The sequence below is a fragment of the Limosilactobacillus reuteri genome (assembly GCF_002254085.1).
Lineage (GTDB): Bacteria > Bacillota > Bacilli > Lactobacillales > Lactobacillaceae > Limosilactobacillus > Limosilactobacillus reuteri_K.
Genome location: NZ_NGPY01000044.1, coordinates 36,932 through 52,301 on the forward strand (window position 1 = coordinate 36,932; position 15,370 = coordinate 52,301).

The following is a 15,370-nucleotide window of genomic DNA, read 5'->3' on the forward strand; positions in this document are numbered from 1 at the left end:
AACAGTAAGATTAATTATTTTCGTTGACTTGCTTTTCAAATTTACCAAGGGCTCCATTGATAAATTTACGTGACTTATCGCTACTGAATGTTTTCGTAAGTTCCAATGCTTCATTAATTGCTACTACTGTTGGAACATTTTCAGCGTATTGAATTTCAAATAGAGCAAGCCGTAAAATCACTAAGTCTGGCTTTGCTAAACGGTTAATCGTCCATCCGCTTGCCAAGAGATCATTGATTTGTTCGTCAAGCTGATCTTGATGTTCCCGTACCCCATTTACCAAAGTTAGTAAATAAGGCGGAATTTGCTTTTCATCATGATGAGGAATCGCCTCGTATACAGTTTGAATATCAGCTTCAGGGTCTGATTGTAAAGCAAAGAGAACTTGGAAAGCCTCCTCACGAATCATGTGTCGGTTCAAACTCATTTTATTCACCAGCCTCGTCGTTAAGATGTTCGCCAAACAAGTCATTAGGGTCTACTTGTTGGTCTTCTTTAGATGTTACGATTCCCTTAATATGAACATTAACTTCTTTTACTTTTAGGTCAGTCATTAATGCGATTTGTTGTTTGACCTTATCTTGAATCATTGCCGCTACTTTAGGAACAGAGACACCATATTCAACATAAACATCCACATCAAGTGATAATTTTTCATCATTGCTGGAAAGCTTTACCCCACGCCGGCGATCAGAGCGTCCCAAAAGTTCACTTACGCTATTTGCAAATGAACCATACATCTTTGAAACACCATCGATTTCACTTGCGGCAATCCCCGCAATAATTTCTAAAACTCGTGGCGAAATTTGAATTGTCCCGAGTGACTTGTCTTCACTACTTAAAACAATCTTTGATTCTTCAGCCATCGTCAGCCCTCCAATTTATTTCTTCTCTTAATTATAGTAATCATTTCTATTCTGCACTATGTTCGAACAAATTGCAACAACTTGGTCAATTAGGAACGTAGCGACAATTTAGAAATTAACTGCGAATTATGATTATACCAATCATGAACGACTAAATCGAGACTAGATGTGGTAAATTGTCCGAAATTAATTGATTTAAATCCTTCTAACGTCTCCAAAAAGCAATCTGCTTGTTGAAGAGGCCTAGTATACCGTGCAACTGTCACATGACCTGAAATTATTGGATATCGTTCTTTTAGCAACAAATTATGTAATGGCAGCTCTTGCCGAAGTTGATTCCGTAACGTTGATAATTCTGCTGAATAATACCCTTTTACAAGAAGCGCTCCTGAACTAGTGATCATCCCTGCTAACTGCCAGTGAATCGGTTCAATTTGTGAAATAATCTGCCCTACTACGTTTTTATATTTTTCCACTTCGAATGTTGAGAGCGAAAAATTAGAACTAGCTGCAATTAGGTCAATAATTGTAATATGCAAGTCAGCAGGAGGATAAAAGTATTGGTTAGGTTCAATTGCAGCCAATTTTTGCAGGCAAAACATAATATTACGGCTAACATGCGCAGGAAGTGAAGCAGTAAGCGTCAGTCCCCGTCGCATATCTTTATCAGGATTTAGCAAGTTACTATCTAGCTGTTCTTGATGGTTTCTAATTGCCGACATTCCCTGTTGATTAATATTATTATACAGAGTCGCTAGTTGCATCTTATTCTCCAACAATTATTAGGTCAGTGGGCGCCTTCGTCAATACCTCGATTCCACCGTGAGTAATCAAGATATCATCTTCTATCCGGACTCCGCCAATTTCAGGAATATAGATACCAGGTTCAACAGTGATAACTTCATTATTTCGTAATTTAACATTTTTAGTACTAGGACCATAGCTAGCAGGTAATTCATGAACCGATAATCCTATTCCATGCCCCATTCCATGATTGAATTCATCGCCATAACCTGCTGTTTCGATTATTTGTCGTCCTGCAAAGTCAAGTTGATTTCCTCGTTGACCAACATGAGCAGCTTGAATTACAGCTTCACGAGCCTCATTGACAATTTGATAAACATCACGTAATTCTGGATCAATCGAACCAACTGCAAACGTTCTGGTCATGTCGGCCGTATAGCCATTAACATAGTAACCAAAATCCACAGTAACAACATCGCCGTCTTCAATCACTTTTTTTGAAACTGTAGCATGCGGTTTGGCTGCATTTTTACCACTAGCAATAATTGTTGGAAAAGAGGCCCCGCTTGCTCCATGCTCCTTCATCCAAAAATCAAGCAAATTCGCAACATGGCGCTCTGTCATCCCGGCATGAGCATTTCCTAAAAGATACTGGTATCCTGCTGAATGGAGGTCCGCAGAAGTACGCAAGGCATTTACTTCATCACTATCCTTAATCATTCGCATCCGTTCAATTTGCTGGTGAAAAGGAACGAGATCTGTCGTCATCTGCTCATCAAGCACATCAAATAAGGCGTAAGTAACTGTATCTTCATATCCAAGAACAGTCACTTTCATCCCCTGACATATTTTATTGAGCGAACCGTAATAGTCACGGGTAATCATTCCCACAACCTCATCGTTTTCAAATTCTTCTAATGCAAGTTGGTACCGGTCATCAGTAATAATAATCGCATTATCTTTTGTTATTAAGAGGCATCCATCACCTTCCATAAGATTAAAGCCAGTAAGGTAATAAATATTTTTCTCATTCGTTACCAAAAATGCATCGATATACAAGTTTTCAAATTTTTTCTGTAGACGTTTAATTCTAGACATAGCAGATTTCCTTTAATACTGGCGGTTAGAGTAATCACGAGGGCCAAAGATAGCTGTCCCAACTCGCACACAAGTTGAGCCTTCTTCTACCGCTATCTCATAATCATGGGTCATCCCCATGCTAAGGACATCTAACTTTAATTGATCATTTTGCTTATTCATCTCATCTCGCAATTCACGTAATCGGCGAAAAATCGGCCGTGTTTTTTCTGGATCATCATAATAAGGTGCACTAGTCATTAATCCCTGTAACTTTATATGTGGTAATTGAAGACTTGCCTCAGCTAATTCCATGCAATCTTGCAAAGTTGGCTTAACCCCAAATTTACTCTCTTCTTCTCCAACATTAACTTCAATTAAAATCGGGATTATTCGATCGTGCTTTTTTCCTTCTTTTTCGATTGTCTTCATTAATTTAAGGGAGTCAACCGATTGAATCATTGTAACGTAATTAGCAATGTATTTAACCTTATTACGTTGAAGATGGCCAATCATATACCAGTTAATGTCTGCTGGTAATTCACCATGCTTTTTATCCAATTCTTGAACATAATTCTCACCAAAATTGTCCCATCCTGCTTTGTAAAGTTCTGCAATATCTGCTGCTGGATGATTTTTGCTAACCGGTAACAATTGAACGTCTTGAGGGTCTCGACCGCTTCGCTTGCATGCAGCAATAATTTTTTTTTGGACTTCTTTAGCTTTATCAACAATCGTCATTAAACGTTATACTCCCTTCAATATATCAGTTAATTATATTCTTATATTATAGATTAACATACAATGAAGCACGAAAAATTATTTTAAAAATAAAAAGACTACTATTTCATGTAGAAAAGCAGTCTTTTTATTACTATTCAGCGATTGGATAAACTGATACCTTACGCTTACTGCGACCCATGCGTTCAAACTTAACAACACCGGCTACCTTAGCGTATAATGTATCATCTCCACCACGACCCACGTTTTCACCTGGGTTGATGTGAGTACCACGTTGACGATAGATGATTGATCCAGCAGTTACGATTGAACCATCAGCAGCCTTAGTACCAAGACGACGACCAGCTGAGTTCCGACCGTTAGCAGTGGAACCACCCCCCTTGTGGTGGGAGAAGAATTGCAAATCCATAATCATAGTTGTTCACCTCCAGCAATGAACTTTAATCAAACATTTTTACTTCAATGTTTTGTGGATAACTTTCCTGGATATCACATAATCCATTTAACAAAGTTCTGAGAAGAATCTGACTATCATGACCAAGATCCAATTCTGTAACTTCAAGAAAGCCACCATTAGCATTATCTTGTTTAAGATGAGGCTTCGTATGAACAACTTGTTCAAGGCCGTTCACCGTTGAAATAGATAATGCAGAAACTGCAGCACAAACAATGTCTTGCCCATATGGACCAGAGTCAGCATGCCCAGTCATTTTAAAAGAAGTGATCCGCTGATTCGAATCTAAAGTAAACTGTGCTCGAATCATGATCTCACCTCCACATTAAGCGTTGATCTTGTTGATAGTAACCTTAGTGTAAGGTTGACGGTGACCTTGCTTAGTGTGAGTGTGCTTCTTAGGCTTGTACTTAAAGGTAACAACCTTCTTTTCCTTACCTTGCTTGTCAACAGTACCTTCAACAGAAGCACCATCAACTACAGGAGTACCGATCTTTGTGTCGTCTCCACCGACAAAGATAACTTGGTCAAAAGTTACCTTGTCACCTTCCTTAGCATCAAGCTTTTCAACATAGATAGAAGCACCTTCTTCTACCTTGTATTGCTTACCACCAGTAACGATAATTGCGTACATACTTTGTGCACCTCCTTATATCTCAGACTCGCCGTACTAAGCAGCTAAATAAGCTTTAGACTTAATAACGTGCGGTTGTAGTTGTTGGTTCACAAATACAACGTTTGTATAATATCAAATATTATCCTCTTCGTCAACCGCAATCTATACTTTTATAACGAAAAAGAGACTCTGAAAAGATAATTTTTCAAAGCCTCTTTATCTTGTAGTAGCTACTAAATTTTTTCTAAAGTTCCTTCTAATTCACCATCAAAAAAATTAACCAAAGAAACATTTTCACCACTAAACTGATCCAACATTTTTGCCACGCTTTGTGTCATGTAACGTGGAGTATAAATCATGCCATCTTCTAGCCATCGACTTACCAAGCCAAGAAATGCTGAATCAATAAAGGAAATCTGCAAATTAAGCGGGACTTTCAACTGTTGATTCTTGTTCACTTGCTCATTAAAGTGTGTCATCTCATTTGCTAACCGATTGTAAAGTTGTTCATAAAAGAAGTTATTCTTTTCATTATTTAATAGAACATCAAAAATATCGGCGTTATTTTCGATATACTGAAACGCTTTGCGGAGTGAAAACACCTTTACCGTCCGTTCTTTCGAAAAATTACTATCAATCATTACTTGGTTAAAGAAATCGTCAATAATCTCTTGGATTGCTGACTGAATAAAATCTTGTTTATCCTTATAGTGAAGATAGAAAGTTCCCCGGGTGATGTTGGCAGTTTCAGTAATCTTTTGGACGCTAATATCTTCAAGCTTTTCACGTCTCATCAGATATACAAGAGCTTTACGCAGACTATTACGTGTTTTAATTACACGCGGGTCTGTCTTATTAGCAGCCATTTAATCATCATCCTTCCATCATACAGCTTAAGTTCCTTCTACTTTCGTACTTCTACTATGTTTAAAGTATAGTTGTCATGAAAGCGTTTTGTCAACGAAAGTGCCGGCTTTATCTTAATAAAATAATTATATCAGATTATTACCATTGACAACTTTGTAGTGAAAATTATATACTTAGATCTGTTTGGAGCGGTAGCTCAACTGGATAGAGCATCGGTCTTCTAAACCGAGGGTTGCGAGTTCAAGTCTCGCTCGCTCCATATAAACGCTATTTTAAAAAGAGGATAGAGAAACATTTTTGTTTCCTTATCCTCTTTTTTTAGTTATCTCAGTATAAACTTAGGAATAACTTTCTAATTTTCCACTTTTATTTTTTAAGTATTTCTTAAATATTTCTTAAATGCACTCTCATATGTTACAATTTCGTTGCAAAAATAAACATTTTTAATAATAATGAATATAGAGATTGCTTTTTGAGGTGATTATTATGCTACCATTTCTTATTATTGTTTTAATTTTGGTTGCGTCGGTAATTGGTGAATTTATGTTTGGCAGTCTTAGTAACCAAGAAACTGGAAAACATAGTGCAACTACCAATCGCCTACGAGATCGAAAAGCTTAATCTTATATTCCGTTCAACACGAGAGGCCGAGGAAAAATTCCTCGACCTCTCGCTTTTTTATTCTAATGTTGGTCAATCATTGCTTGGTAAGCATCGGAAATCTGATCAGGCGTTAATTGCCAATCGCTAATTCCCATTTTTAACAAAAGATGCCAAGCGTGCCGGAAACTTTCCTGTTGATGATTAAAGTAGGCATCACTCAAAAAGTGTTTGATTACCAAATACGATTTATTAAGGTCTGCTAACTTTGTAGATCTTTTCGCATCCGTAATCCGTTGCCAGGCTTGATCATCGAGTACAACCAAGTGTGTCCATTGCATCTTTGCACTATACAATAAGAGTAGCGCTACTGATTCAACATATGATTTTAGCAAATCCTCTTTGTCTATTTCACTAGGATTAACTACCTTATACCACCCTGCTGCTTCAGCCATATTTGATAACGAAATATCAAGGTCAACAAAAATTGTTTGCTTTCTTGTTTCTGGCCCAATCATTAATTCCTTTTCATCATCAATTTTTAATTCTAAATCGATAATTTGGTGAAGCATTTTAGTAATATCTAACATTGCCATGCCTCCACAATAAAATCTGCTACTTATTCTTCCTCATTCGAAGTTGAATCTTCTGATGATTCAGTCGATGATGCTTCTTCTGGAGATTCAGCTTCTGCCATCTCTGCTGTGGCTTCTGATTCTTCATCAACAATCTCCATATGATCTGTTCTCACGGCCAGGGCAGAACGGTTTGCTAAATACCATTCGCGAACTAGGTCGTAATGAAGCAATACATCAAAGAATGAAATTTGCTCATCAGAATCTTTCACCAAGAAGGCCCACTCTTGACTATAATCGTCCGGATCAAAAGCAATGTCAAGTTTTGTACCTTGATCTAATAGTAACTCAGCCCCATTGTTCCGTGGCAAATTCATCAACATATAATCTTCATCAGCAGTCGCAACAAATAAACGATCAATTACTGTCAGTGGAAGTTCAGGCTTATCCAACATAAAGCGACGATCATTAGAAGTTGCTAAAATACCTAGATCAATCGTGAAATCAAGATCTTTTTGCAAGTATTTAGCAAAATCAATTAGAGGTTTAACCGCATCACGTAATTCAAGGTCAGTATGCTGTTTAAGCGCATAAACGATAAAATAATTTACTAATGCGCGGTTATTAAATTGCATTAATTTATCTTCTAAACTCAAGTAGAAAAGTGGTTCGTGCTGACTTTGCTCTGTAAAAGCTGCTTCTCCTCGACTATCAACTTCAAATTTAAAAACAGCTTCACTACCAATAGCCGCAACAGTCGCTTCAAATTCATGATTTAATTCATTTTCTGCAACGTTAACAGCTGTATCACCATGCATTTTTAATAGGCGATCCATAAAAATCAGATAATAGTCAGCTGCTTTATAATGTGGTGGAAAATCAATAAACGCATTCGCCAAGTCCATTTTTGCTAATTTATTAGTAGCTGATAATAAATTCTTAGCATCCTTAGTCTGGGCTAACTGGTCTAAGAGGTCAACATACCTTTGTCCAAGACTTAAAACATCCTTAAATGAATCAGAAAGAGCTTGGACCCGTTCACTAGGAGAAGTCACGATTCGATTATTGCTCATCGTCGTCCACCTGCTTTCCTTCTGATCCATTTAAACTAGCTAAATAATTAGCATATAAATTGCGATTAGCTAATTCGAAATCTTCAAAGCTGCCAAAAGTATCGATAATGCTCTTTTGTTCATAACTTAAAATCGTATTTTCTTTTGATAAAGATAGGACAACGCGTTCATTATCCTTAATAGTTTGGGCTGCATTACGAGACTCTTCTTCTTGATCCTCTAACTTTTGTAATTGTTCAACCAGTTCCTGACGACTCTCCTTGTTACGACTTGATTCCCAAATTCCAGAACGTGAACTAATCTCTTTTAACTGTTCTTGAAGAGCTTCCTTTCGCTCCTCACGTTCTCGTTGGTGATCAATTAAATCCTGGAGACGGTCATTTTTACTAGAAATTTTACTAATCCGGTCACTATTGTAGCGTTTATTGTCACGCGCTAATTCAAAAGCTGTCCGTAATTTATCATATTCTGTTTGGTCAAAAGAAAAACGAACATTCAAAACGTCTAATTCACCAAATTGACGACGATCCCACCAGTTACCAAAATAAATCCGGTAGTGACCAGTTTGATATTCTTCATAATAGAAGAAGGGATAGGTTTTACCCAAATATTTAATTAAGTTTTCACTAAGGTAATTACTTAATTGATCAGCCAAATCATCGACTAGGTTCATTACACCTTTATCATTTGGTTGTTGTTCCCGATGCTCAATCTCTTTAGCATAGCGTTGGTTATCTAATAATTGGTAGATTTCCCGATCACGATGGTTTGAGATTGCATCATTAAAGCGTCGCAAATACTTTATCTTTGTAATAATTTGTTGATTGATGACTTGAGTAACATCAAGTGAATCACTATTAGTTTCTACACTCGCCATAAGCATGCTCCTTGTCTAAATAACTACCTATTATAATAAATAACTTTACTACCTTTTTTCCACTCTTTTTAAATTTTTTTCAAAAACTTTATATTTTTAGCATAGATCTGGTTTTACAAAGGCAAAAATAAAAGACTTTCCGTTATGAAAAGCCTTTATTTTCCCATATCTAATTATTTAAATCTTAATGAACCCCTAACGACAATTTGGCAAAGCGGCTCATGCGGTCAATCGTCCAAGCAGGTTCCCAGACGAATTCCACATCAACATTTTTTACCTCTGGAACCTCTTTTACCGCTTTAACTACCATCTCAGCCAACACATTTGTTAACGGGCATCCCATTGTCGTTAGCGTCATTTCAATCAAACATATTCCATCATTATCGAGATCAATTGTATAAACGAGGCCCAAATTAACAATATCAATATGAAGTTCAGGATCAATAACCGTTGCTAATCGTTGGACAATATCGTCCTTAATTGATTGTTTGTCTCTCATAATTAATTATTTTTCCAATACTTCTCAATAAATTGTTGCCGGCCACCAGCTTCTTCTAAGGCAAACCGTTGCGGATCTTTCTTATAAAAGCCCTGATGATAGTCTTCCGCGGGATAGAAAGGCTGCGCATCCTCAATTGTTGTTACAATCTTTGCATCGCCAAAACGGCCGCTTTCCTGTAAAGCCTTTTTCGATTCCTCTGCAATTTTACGCTGTTCATCATTTTTAACGAAAATTACAGGACGATAATTATCTCCCCGATCCTGGAATTGACCACTTGCATCAGTCGGATCAGTTTGGTGCCAATAAATCTCTACTAAGTCTATATATGAAATTTTATCAGGATCAAAAGTAATCTTTACTGCTTCTGTATGGCCTGTTGTTCCAGAACATACCTGCTCGTAGGTTGGATTGGCAACATGGCCACCAGTGTAACCTGATTCAACTTTCTCAATTCCCGGATAAGTATCAAACGGCTGGACCATGCACCAGAAACACCCGCCGGCAAATATCGCTGTATCTAAACTCATATATATCAACCCTTTCCTTGATTTATCAATGTTTATAGACGTTATGCTTTTTGACTAAATACCGAGATTTAATGAGAAATATCGAGAAATCTAGAATATTTTTTCCCATGATTTTCCCATGGGAAAATAGTTCAATTCACAAAGTTTCTCTAAATTATTACTTAATTATAACCCAATATATCAATTTAGATTAGTTTATCTACAGTGTTTTAAATTTGTATTCATTCATCGCCTCATTTCTTTATGACCATTTCGAAAAAGAGGTTTTAGTTTTACAGTTTTCGGATTCAAAGCTTTTTGTTCGTTAATATGTTTATGGTAAATTTGCTCATTATCATTAGGAAGAAGCTCTAACATTTTTGAAAAAGCCTTATTTTCGGCACTATGATCCGTTGCCCCATAAAATCGCATTAAGTTAATTGTAAATTCAGCACGATCTAGTTCACTAAAAGGCAGAACTAAATAATTTTCTTTCTCCCAAACATTATAGGCTGCATTTGCAGCAATTAACGCTGTCCGCTTATTACCATCTTGAAAAGGTTGTAATTTTGCTAACTTTGCAAATACAAGCCAAGCATCCTGTTTAGTTTGCGCAGAATGCTTAAATTCGTCAATAATCTTTTGTAAATCAGCTTTATAAACTACTTCTGGAGGAAAATAGTGATCTTTTCCAGCTGTATCAATTGTAATCGCAATATTATCATCTGAATTATACATTGAATTCCTTAAATGACCAGGAATAGCAGGATCTTCTTCCTTACTATATACAAAAGATTTATTGATATTAATAATTCCCTCAACTGTAAAACCATCTTTTTTCACTGCTTTAATCCCAGCTAAAGCATCTTTAAAAATGGGTACATCTTCATTATCTTGTTCCAAAGCATTAGTATTTCCTGTATCTAAAGCCCTTTTTGTTTGAGCAACAGTACTTCCATAACCATTCAAACTCCCAAATGAGGCAATAAATTGAGCCAAAGCTGTATTATCTACCATAACTATGCTCCTTTCTTTTATTGTTATCTAATACGAATTTACCTCTTATGAATATTCTTTTTGTTTATTAAATTAGATTGTTCGAATTGATTTGATTTTACCTTAGTCTTAGGAAGAAGTTCAAAATCATTACCATAGACCTGTTGTACTGCATCAGTATATTCATCAAGCGACTGGCCAAACGTTCCTAAAAGATATTCTGGATCGTTTTTATACTGTTTAAGACCGCGAATATAAAAAGCACGATTTTCATCTCTAATAATAAATGGCATTAAGGAATTACGACATCGTTCTTTAAATAAGAGTATCCGACCAACTCTACCATTGCCATCGCTAAATGGGTGAATATTTTCAAACGCATAATGAAAATCAGCAAAATCTTTCATTTTAAGATGATCTGTTTGTTCCCATCTTTCTATTAGTGCTTTCAAATCACGAGGAACATCTGCTGCTCTTGAGGTTTGAGTGTCGCCCAATCTAGTATTGTTAATAATATTATTAATTCGCTTAAAATCTCCAACAACCTTTAAGGGGTTTTCTTCATCACTTGTCCCCTTCTTTAATATTCCCTGCAATTTTTTAATATATTCTAGTGTTAAAGGATGATTAATTGTATCTAGCATATAATTAAATAGTTTAAAGTGATTTTCCGTCTCAATTTGGTCATCGCGTCTTATTCGCTGATCCTTATCTGCTATGAACTCACGATTGTGATAAATTTGTTCGGTCTGTCCTAACGTCAAAGTTGAGCCTTCCATATGGTTACTATTAAATGAGAACTGTACTTGGGACCAGTCATACAATCCTGCTGACGTCTTTGAGTCTCTTTCCATTCTTAATGCGTATGCAACATCAATTTTTTGATTCTCCATTATAATCCTCGCACTCCTTTCTTTCTTGAACAGCAAGTTTATATATCTGTTCCCACCATTCTTTATCAGACTGACTCTCACATTCATTAATCTTTTTTCTTAACTCATCTAGTGGAACTTGAAGAAGCCAATTTTTGATTAATTTAATTGAATCAGAATTTAAATTCATTGTATCAATCCCTACTTTATTTTGAAAAAGATTCTAACAATTTATATTATTAACTCATAAGTTTCAACATAAGTAACATTTAACACTTATATTAAAAATAACAGAATACATTCAACTAAAAATTACTATTATAACTATATAAACTTCATAAACTCAAGTTTATGAAGTTTATATTTTACAATTAAAATTTAAGTTTCAAATATTCGACTATTTATCATCTAAATCTGTACTAATCATTGATAAATCAATATTAGATGAATCGGATAAATCAGCGTTCATTTGTGATTTTTGATTTTCCTGCGTATTAGTTTCTTTAGTCTGAAAACTATCTTGTTTGCTTAACTCTTTCGGATTATTAAAGAAAGACTGTTCTAAAGCGCTAATTATTTCTCCCTGTGAAAAAGATAAGGCACAAGGAAAATCAGTAATTCCGAACATACCAATAATTAAAAAGATTAATTGGTTCACTGATTCGCTAGGAGCCGTCTGTGCTTCAAACCAAGCGTTAACTTCACTATAGTCCGGTATTCTAATTGTTTTAGTCTTGGTTTCAAATTTTCCATTTTGGATATTGTCGCTTTTTTGTCCATTTTTTAAATTACTATTATTAAATTTCATTTGTTGATTTGCTCGTATTTTAGGGAGTGTAGAAGGTAAATCTACTTCCCCATACAATGCAGTAATAAACGTAATGGATTGACCAATAGATGAACCAAGCGAGTTTTGAATATCCATCCATTCTTTTACTGGTCCGTCATTATACAATTGTAAATTACGTGCTTTAGTAACTGCTCCTCTCGGCATATGCTTCGCTCCCATTCATTATATATACATATCATTATAACAGGATTTTGTAATCTATATTATTCTTTAGGACCCATTAATGCTTTCAAAATTAAAACTAAGCCCATCCTATTTAATACCTGAGCATATGGTCCATCAACCCAAACAATTGGAATTATTTGATCACCATTGAAACTCATAAATTTATTGTTAAGTTTCTCATAAAGCCGAGTAGTTTTCATTGGTACTGCAGCTCCACCGAATACAAACCCGATCTTAATACTTGTTCCAATCTTCCGTAGTGTTTGAGAAGCATTACTTACAATCTCATCAGCAAAAGGCTCTGCTGCTGAACTTACCACTTTAATAACTTTTTCTTTACTGCCTGGCGCAAATGGATTTTCATCTTCATTAAGATATTTTTGTAATTGACGAATATTATCAAATCCATAATTCTTAGTTTGTAAGTAATCAACCGAACGTTGAAGGACATTATCGTATCCTCGCATAATAGAATTCGAAGCCATTATATTTGGCTTTCCATTAGTAATTACTGTACAGTCACTTGTTTTACCACCAAGGTCAAAACCTATCGCATCTTTAATATTTTTAATGAATTGATTATTAATTTTATCTGCTACTTTAGGATACTTTTCTTTAAGAGAATTAATGATGATATTAGCCAATTCAGGATATGCATTTGGCGAATTTTTAATCGCTGCAAAAGCAACTTCTCCTTCCAACCCGACAAAAACATTTTTAAATTGCAGCGATACACTAATTGGATTTTTAAAGTTATGAAATGTAACAATATGTGTATTATCCATATATCGTTTACGATAGTTTCTTAAAACATTAGGCTGTTTCGCCTCGCTGATTGGCAATGCAGTTGTCATATATACGTCCATTTTTAACTGATTATCTAAATCTTCTCCTTTTTTATAAGCATCCTGGACTCTTTTGCCGGCTAAATTGCTTAATGTAAGTAACAAAGTAAGGTCAACTTCAGATTTTCCTGATAAGTCATTGTAATCAAAATGCGTTAATGGCATTGTACTATCTAAAGCTGCTTGACCGACTAAAAATCGACCTGATTCACTAACTGAACTGCTAGTAATAGAAACGTCCATATGCTTTAAAAAATCGTCCATATAAGCATCTTTTTCTGCTTCTGAGCTAAATTCAACAGGAGCAGTCACATCCAAGGAATCTTTCATAGCAATTACTGAAGGACATTCTATATCTTCTCCAGCACTAAAGATTTGTTTTGCAGTTTCTGTACCATCACTAGTAAAGAGAGTTCCTTTCAATGAGTCATTTCCTGCATCATTTGCAAAATAAAGTTTATAAGTCATTTGATTACCTCCAAAATATATTCGCTAAATAGATGTCATATTGAAATTTATTTGTTACTTATATCCGCTAATTAAAGTATAAATTTCAACATACAGATTAATTGACGCTTATATATTAATTCTTTTTATTTTAGGTGTCAATAACTAGATAAAATAACATCTAAATAAAAAGATTTAATATAACTAGAGTAACCTTAATTTCAATTAAGTGAAGTTCTGCCATCAAGGGACTAATCTAATTTGGAGATAATAAAAAAGACGATAGTTATTCTACCGCCCTAATTTCATATTTATATCATTTATAGCCTATAGGATAACCTTGTCCAAATTTAGACAATGTTCCTTTACTACAAGCTTGCCATTACCATCAATCCTAGTGTACTAGTATTAAAAGTAATATGCGCAATAATGTTCATTTCCAGATTACTGAAGTGTAAATAAATAAATTGAAAATACAAGCTTAATAAAATGTAGATAATCCCAATTGAGGCGCCGTGCATTTGCGCAAACACTGTTGCAACTATAAATGCACTAATTCCAACTCTCAATTTTGAATTATCAACCCAAGATGCTAGCCAAGCATCGACACGATGAAAAAAACTCTTCCGAAAGACAATTTCTTCCAAAATAGGTGCAATTATCACTACGTAAGCTACATAGATTATATTTTTTTGAAGTAATTTTACAATCAATGATGTATTTGAATTACCAATTATATGATTATTAAACTGTATTACAATTAGTAAAAATATAAGTTCAACCATTAATGGTAATAGCCCTAAGCCTAGTGCTTCCACAAATTTTTTCCAGGAAAGCCGGCGAATTTTAGGACGCAGCCATAATAGATAGGATATTAATAATAAAGTAAAGCTACCAGCTAGCAAATATGAACCTTCAATTCCCGTAACTGTGCCAGCATATAGCCAAATTAGCACATAACCAAATATGATTACCCATTCATTAAATTTTAGGCTTTGTCCTTTAAGCCATAAAGCATATTTTCTTATTTTTGCTGTCATATTCATCGCCACTCACTAATTAACAACTGTTCCAATTGTCCCAATCCGTTGAATTTGAATCACTTTTCTTTGATTACCATCAAATTTCACTAAGTAAATATCGGTTGTTTTAGAAGAACTATGAGAACCCTTACGTGAAGAATATGATACTTCAACAATCCCACTAACAATTTGATTTTGATCTATACCACTCACATAAGCATTGCTTCCATCATAAGATGAAGTAATTTGTTCTGCATCAATTATGCTATGACCAGTTTTATCAAGGCCATTATTGAACAACTTCTTATCATTTAGCACCGAACTAGTTGCAATTCCATGTACTCTATTCTTACGTTTGATATAAGTATTTTGACTATCATAAGTAAAATACTCAATAAAGAACTTTTTAGTAATTGTTTGTAAATCTTGGCTAGCTTCATAAGCTTGGGTGTTTTCAGATTTAGTTTTGTTAGAACTTACTAAATTCTCATTAAGAACACTCTGACGGGCTATTTTTTGTCTTTCTTGTAAGACCTTTTTACGTTGATTTAACATTTGCTTGACATTCGCTGTTTCTTTATTGTATTGAATCTGCTGTAGCTTAAATGTTCCTAAACAAATTAGACTGACAATGATCACTATCAAGCCTATAACTGAGGATATTTTCTTACCCAT

The 15,370-nt window shown here is 35.0% G+C and carries 22 protein-coding genes, 1 tRNA gene and 1 other annotated feature; of the genes, 2 read left to right on the forward strand and 21 right to left on the reverse strand.

Features of this window, described 5'->3' with window-relative positions:
* Positions 1-10: 10 nt before the first annotated feature.
* The 9 genes from nusB to CBG10_RS07760 form a co-directional block, all read right to left on the reverse strand.
* The gene (nusB, locus tag CBG10_RS07720; RefSeq protein WP_003663865.1) at positions 11-427 is read right to left on the reverse strand and encodes a transcription antitermination factor NusB; all 417 of its coding nucleotides are present in this window, start codon (positions 425-427) and stop codon (positions 11-13) included.
* A gap of 1 nt (position 428) precedes the next feature.
* Positions 429-866, reverse strand: coding sequence for an Asp23/Gls24 family envelope stress response protein (locus tag CBG10_RS07725; RefSeq protein WP_094502474.1), 438 nt, complete (start codon positions 864-866; stop codon positions 429-431).
* 89 nt (positions 867-955) lie between these two features.
* Entirely contained in the window at positions 956-1,630 is a 675-nt protein-coding gene (locus CBG10_RS07730) for a 2'-5' RNA ligase family protein (protein WP_094512185.1), read from the reverse strand.
* Position 1,631: 1 nt separating this feature from the next.
* The gene (locus CBG10_RS07735) at positions 1,632-2,708 is read right to left on the reverse strand and encodes a M24 family metallopeptidase (RefSeq protein WP_094512187.1); all 1,077 of its coding nucleotides are present in this window, start codon (positions 2,706-2,708) and stop codon (positions 1,632-1,634) included.
* Between the two features lie 12 nt (positions 2,709-2,720).
* The gene (locus CBG10_RS07740) at positions 2,721-3,428 is read right to left on the reverse strand and encodes a YggS family pyridoxal phosphate-dependent enzyme (RefSeq protein ID WP_094509317.1); all 708 of its coding nucleotides are present in this window, start codon (positions 3,426-3,428) and stop codon (positions 2,721-2,723) included.
* A 133-nt stretch (positions 3,429-3,561) separates the two neighbouring features.
* A complete protein-coding gene (gene rpmA, locus CBG10_RS07745) occupies positions 3,562-3,843 on the reverse strand; it encodes a 50S ribosomal protein L27 (RefSeq protein ID WP_019252495.1) in 282 nt (93 codons plus the stop codon).
* Between the two features lie 25 nt (positions 3,844-3,868).
* Positions 3,869-4,192 carry a ribosomal-processing cysteine protease Prp gene (locus CBG10_RS07750; protein WP_094509319.1) on the reverse strand — a complete coding sequence of 108 codons (324 nt, stop codon included), beginning with the start codon at positions 4,190-4,192 and terminating at the stop codon, positions 3,869-3,871.
* A gap of 15 nt (positions 4,193-4,207) precedes the next feature.
* Positions 4,208-4,516 carry a 50S ribosomal protein L21 gene (gene rplU, locus CBG10_RS07755; protein ID WP_003664009.1) on the reverse strand — a complete coding sequence of 103 codons (309 nt, stop codon included), beginning with the start codon at positions 4,514-4,516 and terminating at the stop codon, positions 4,208-4,210.
* Between the two features lie 14 nt (positions 4,517-4,530).
* Positions 4,531-4,603, reverse strand: a sequence feature (ribosomal protein L21 leader region).
* A gap of 128 nt (positions 4,604-4,731) precedes the next feature.
* The gene (locus CBG10_RS07760; RefSeq protein ID WP_019252494.1) at positions 4,732-5,364 is read right to left on the reverse strand and encodes a TetR/AcrR family transcriptional regulator; all 633 of its coding nucleotides are present in this window, start codon (positions 5,362-5,364) and stop codon (positions 4,732-4,734) included.
* A 186-nt stretch (positions 5,365-5,550) separates the two neighbouring features.
* Between CBG10_RS07760 and CBG10_RS07765 the strand changes: the two genes are divergently transcribed.
* Positions 5,551-5,624 (forward strand) — tRNA-Arg (locus tag CBG10_RS07765).
* 227 nt (positions 5,625-5,851) lie between these two features.
* Positions 5,852-5,986, forward strand: coding sequence for a hypothetical protein (locus CBG10_RS11730; protein WP_003664012.1), 135 nt, complete (start codon positions 5,852-5,854; stop codon positions 5,984-5,986).
* A 62-nt stretch (positions 5,987-6,048) separates the two neighbouring features.
* Here CBG10_RS11730 and CBG10_RS07770 read toward each other — a convergent pair whose 3' ends face one another.
* The 12 genes from CBG10_RS07770 to CBG10_RS07820 form a co-directional block, all read right to left on the reverse strand.
* Positions 6,049-6,555: a hypothetical protein gene (locus tag CBG10_RS07770; RefSeq protein WP_094512189.1), complete on the reverse strand. Its 507-nt coding sequence runs from the start codon at positions 6,553-6,555 to the stop codon at positions 6,049-6,051.
* Between the two features lie 29 nt (positions 6,556-6,584).
* Positions 6,585-7,613, reverse strand: a complete 1,029-nt coding sequence (locus CBG10_RS07775) for a hypothetical protein (RefSeq protein ID WP_094512190.1) — start codon at positions 7,611-7,613, stop codon at positions 6,585-6,587.
* A complete protein-coding gene (locus tag CBG10_RS07780) occupies positions 7,603-8,490 on the reverse strand; it encodes an exonuclease SbcC (protein ID WP_094502467.1) in 888 nt (295 codons plus the stop codon). The genes CBG10_RS07775 and CBG10_RS07780 overlap by 11 nt, the downstream gene beginning before the upstream one ends.
* A 184-nt stretch (positions 8,491-8,674) precedes the next feature.
* Positions 8,675-8,989 (reverse strand): metal-sulfur cluster assembly factor, encoded by a 315-nt coding sequence (locus tag CBG10_RS07785; RefSeq protein ID WP_019252490.1) that lies wholly within the window; start codon positions 8,987-8,989, stop codon positions 8,675-8,677.
* Between the two features lie 2 nt (positions 8,990-8,991).
* Positions 8,992-9,519: a peptide-methionine (S)-S-oxide reductase MsrA gene (gene msrA / locus CBG10_RS07790; protein WP_094512191.1), complete on the reverse strand. Its 528-nt coding sequence runs from the start codon at positions 9,517-9,519 to the stop codon at positions 8,992-8,994.
* Positions 9,520-9,744: 225 nt separating this feature from the next.
* Positions 9,745-10,515 (reverse strand): Fic family protein, encoded by a 771-nt coding sequence (locus CBG10_RS07795; RefSeq protein WP_094512193.1) that lies wholly within the window; start codon positions 10,513-10,515, stop codon positions 9,745-9,747.
* Positions 10,516-10,553: 38 nt separating this feature from the next.
* On the reverse strand, positions 10,554-11,387 hold the full coding sequence (locus tag CBG10_RS07800; protein ID WP_179225345.1) for a Fic family protein: 834 nt from the start codon (positions 11,385-11,387) through the stop codon (positions 10,554-10,556).
* Positions 11,368-11,556, reverse strand: a complete 189-nt coding sequence (locus tag CBG10_RS11240; protein WP_168353416.1) for a hypothetical protein — start codon at positions 11,554-11,556, stop codon at positions 11,368-11,370. Before CBG10_RS11240 ends, CBG10_RS07800 begins: the two co-directional genes overlap by 20 nt.
* A gap of 207 nt (positions 11,557-11,763) precedes the next feature.
* Complete coding sequence (locus tag CBG10_RS07805) at positions 11,764-12,360, reverse strand: hypothetical protein (protein WP_094512196.1); 597 nt, start codon at positions 12,358-12,360, stop codon at positions 11,764-11,766.
* Positions 12,361-12,419: 59 nt separating this feature from the next.
* Positions 12,420-13,694 (reverse strand): acetate and sugar kinases/Hsc70/actin family protein, encoded by a 1,275-nt coding sequence (locus tag CBG10_RS07810; protein WP_094512197.1) that lies wholly within the window; start codon positions 13,692-13,694, stop codon positions 12,420-12,422.
* A gap of 347 nt (positions 13,695-14,041) precedes the next feature.
* The gene (locus CBG10_RS07815) at positions 14,042-14,713 is read right to left on the reverse strand and encodes a CPBP family intramembrane glutamic endopeptidase (RefSeq protein ID WP_179225359.1); all 672 of its coding nucleotides are present in this window, start codon (positions 14,711-14,713) and stop codon (positions 14,042-14,044) included.
* Positions 14,714-14,728: 15 nt separating this feature from the next.
* A complete protein-coding gene (locus CBG10_RS07820; RefSeq protein WP_094512200.1) occupies positions 14,729-15,370 on the reverse strand; it encodes a hypothetical protein in 642 nt (213 codons plus the stop codon).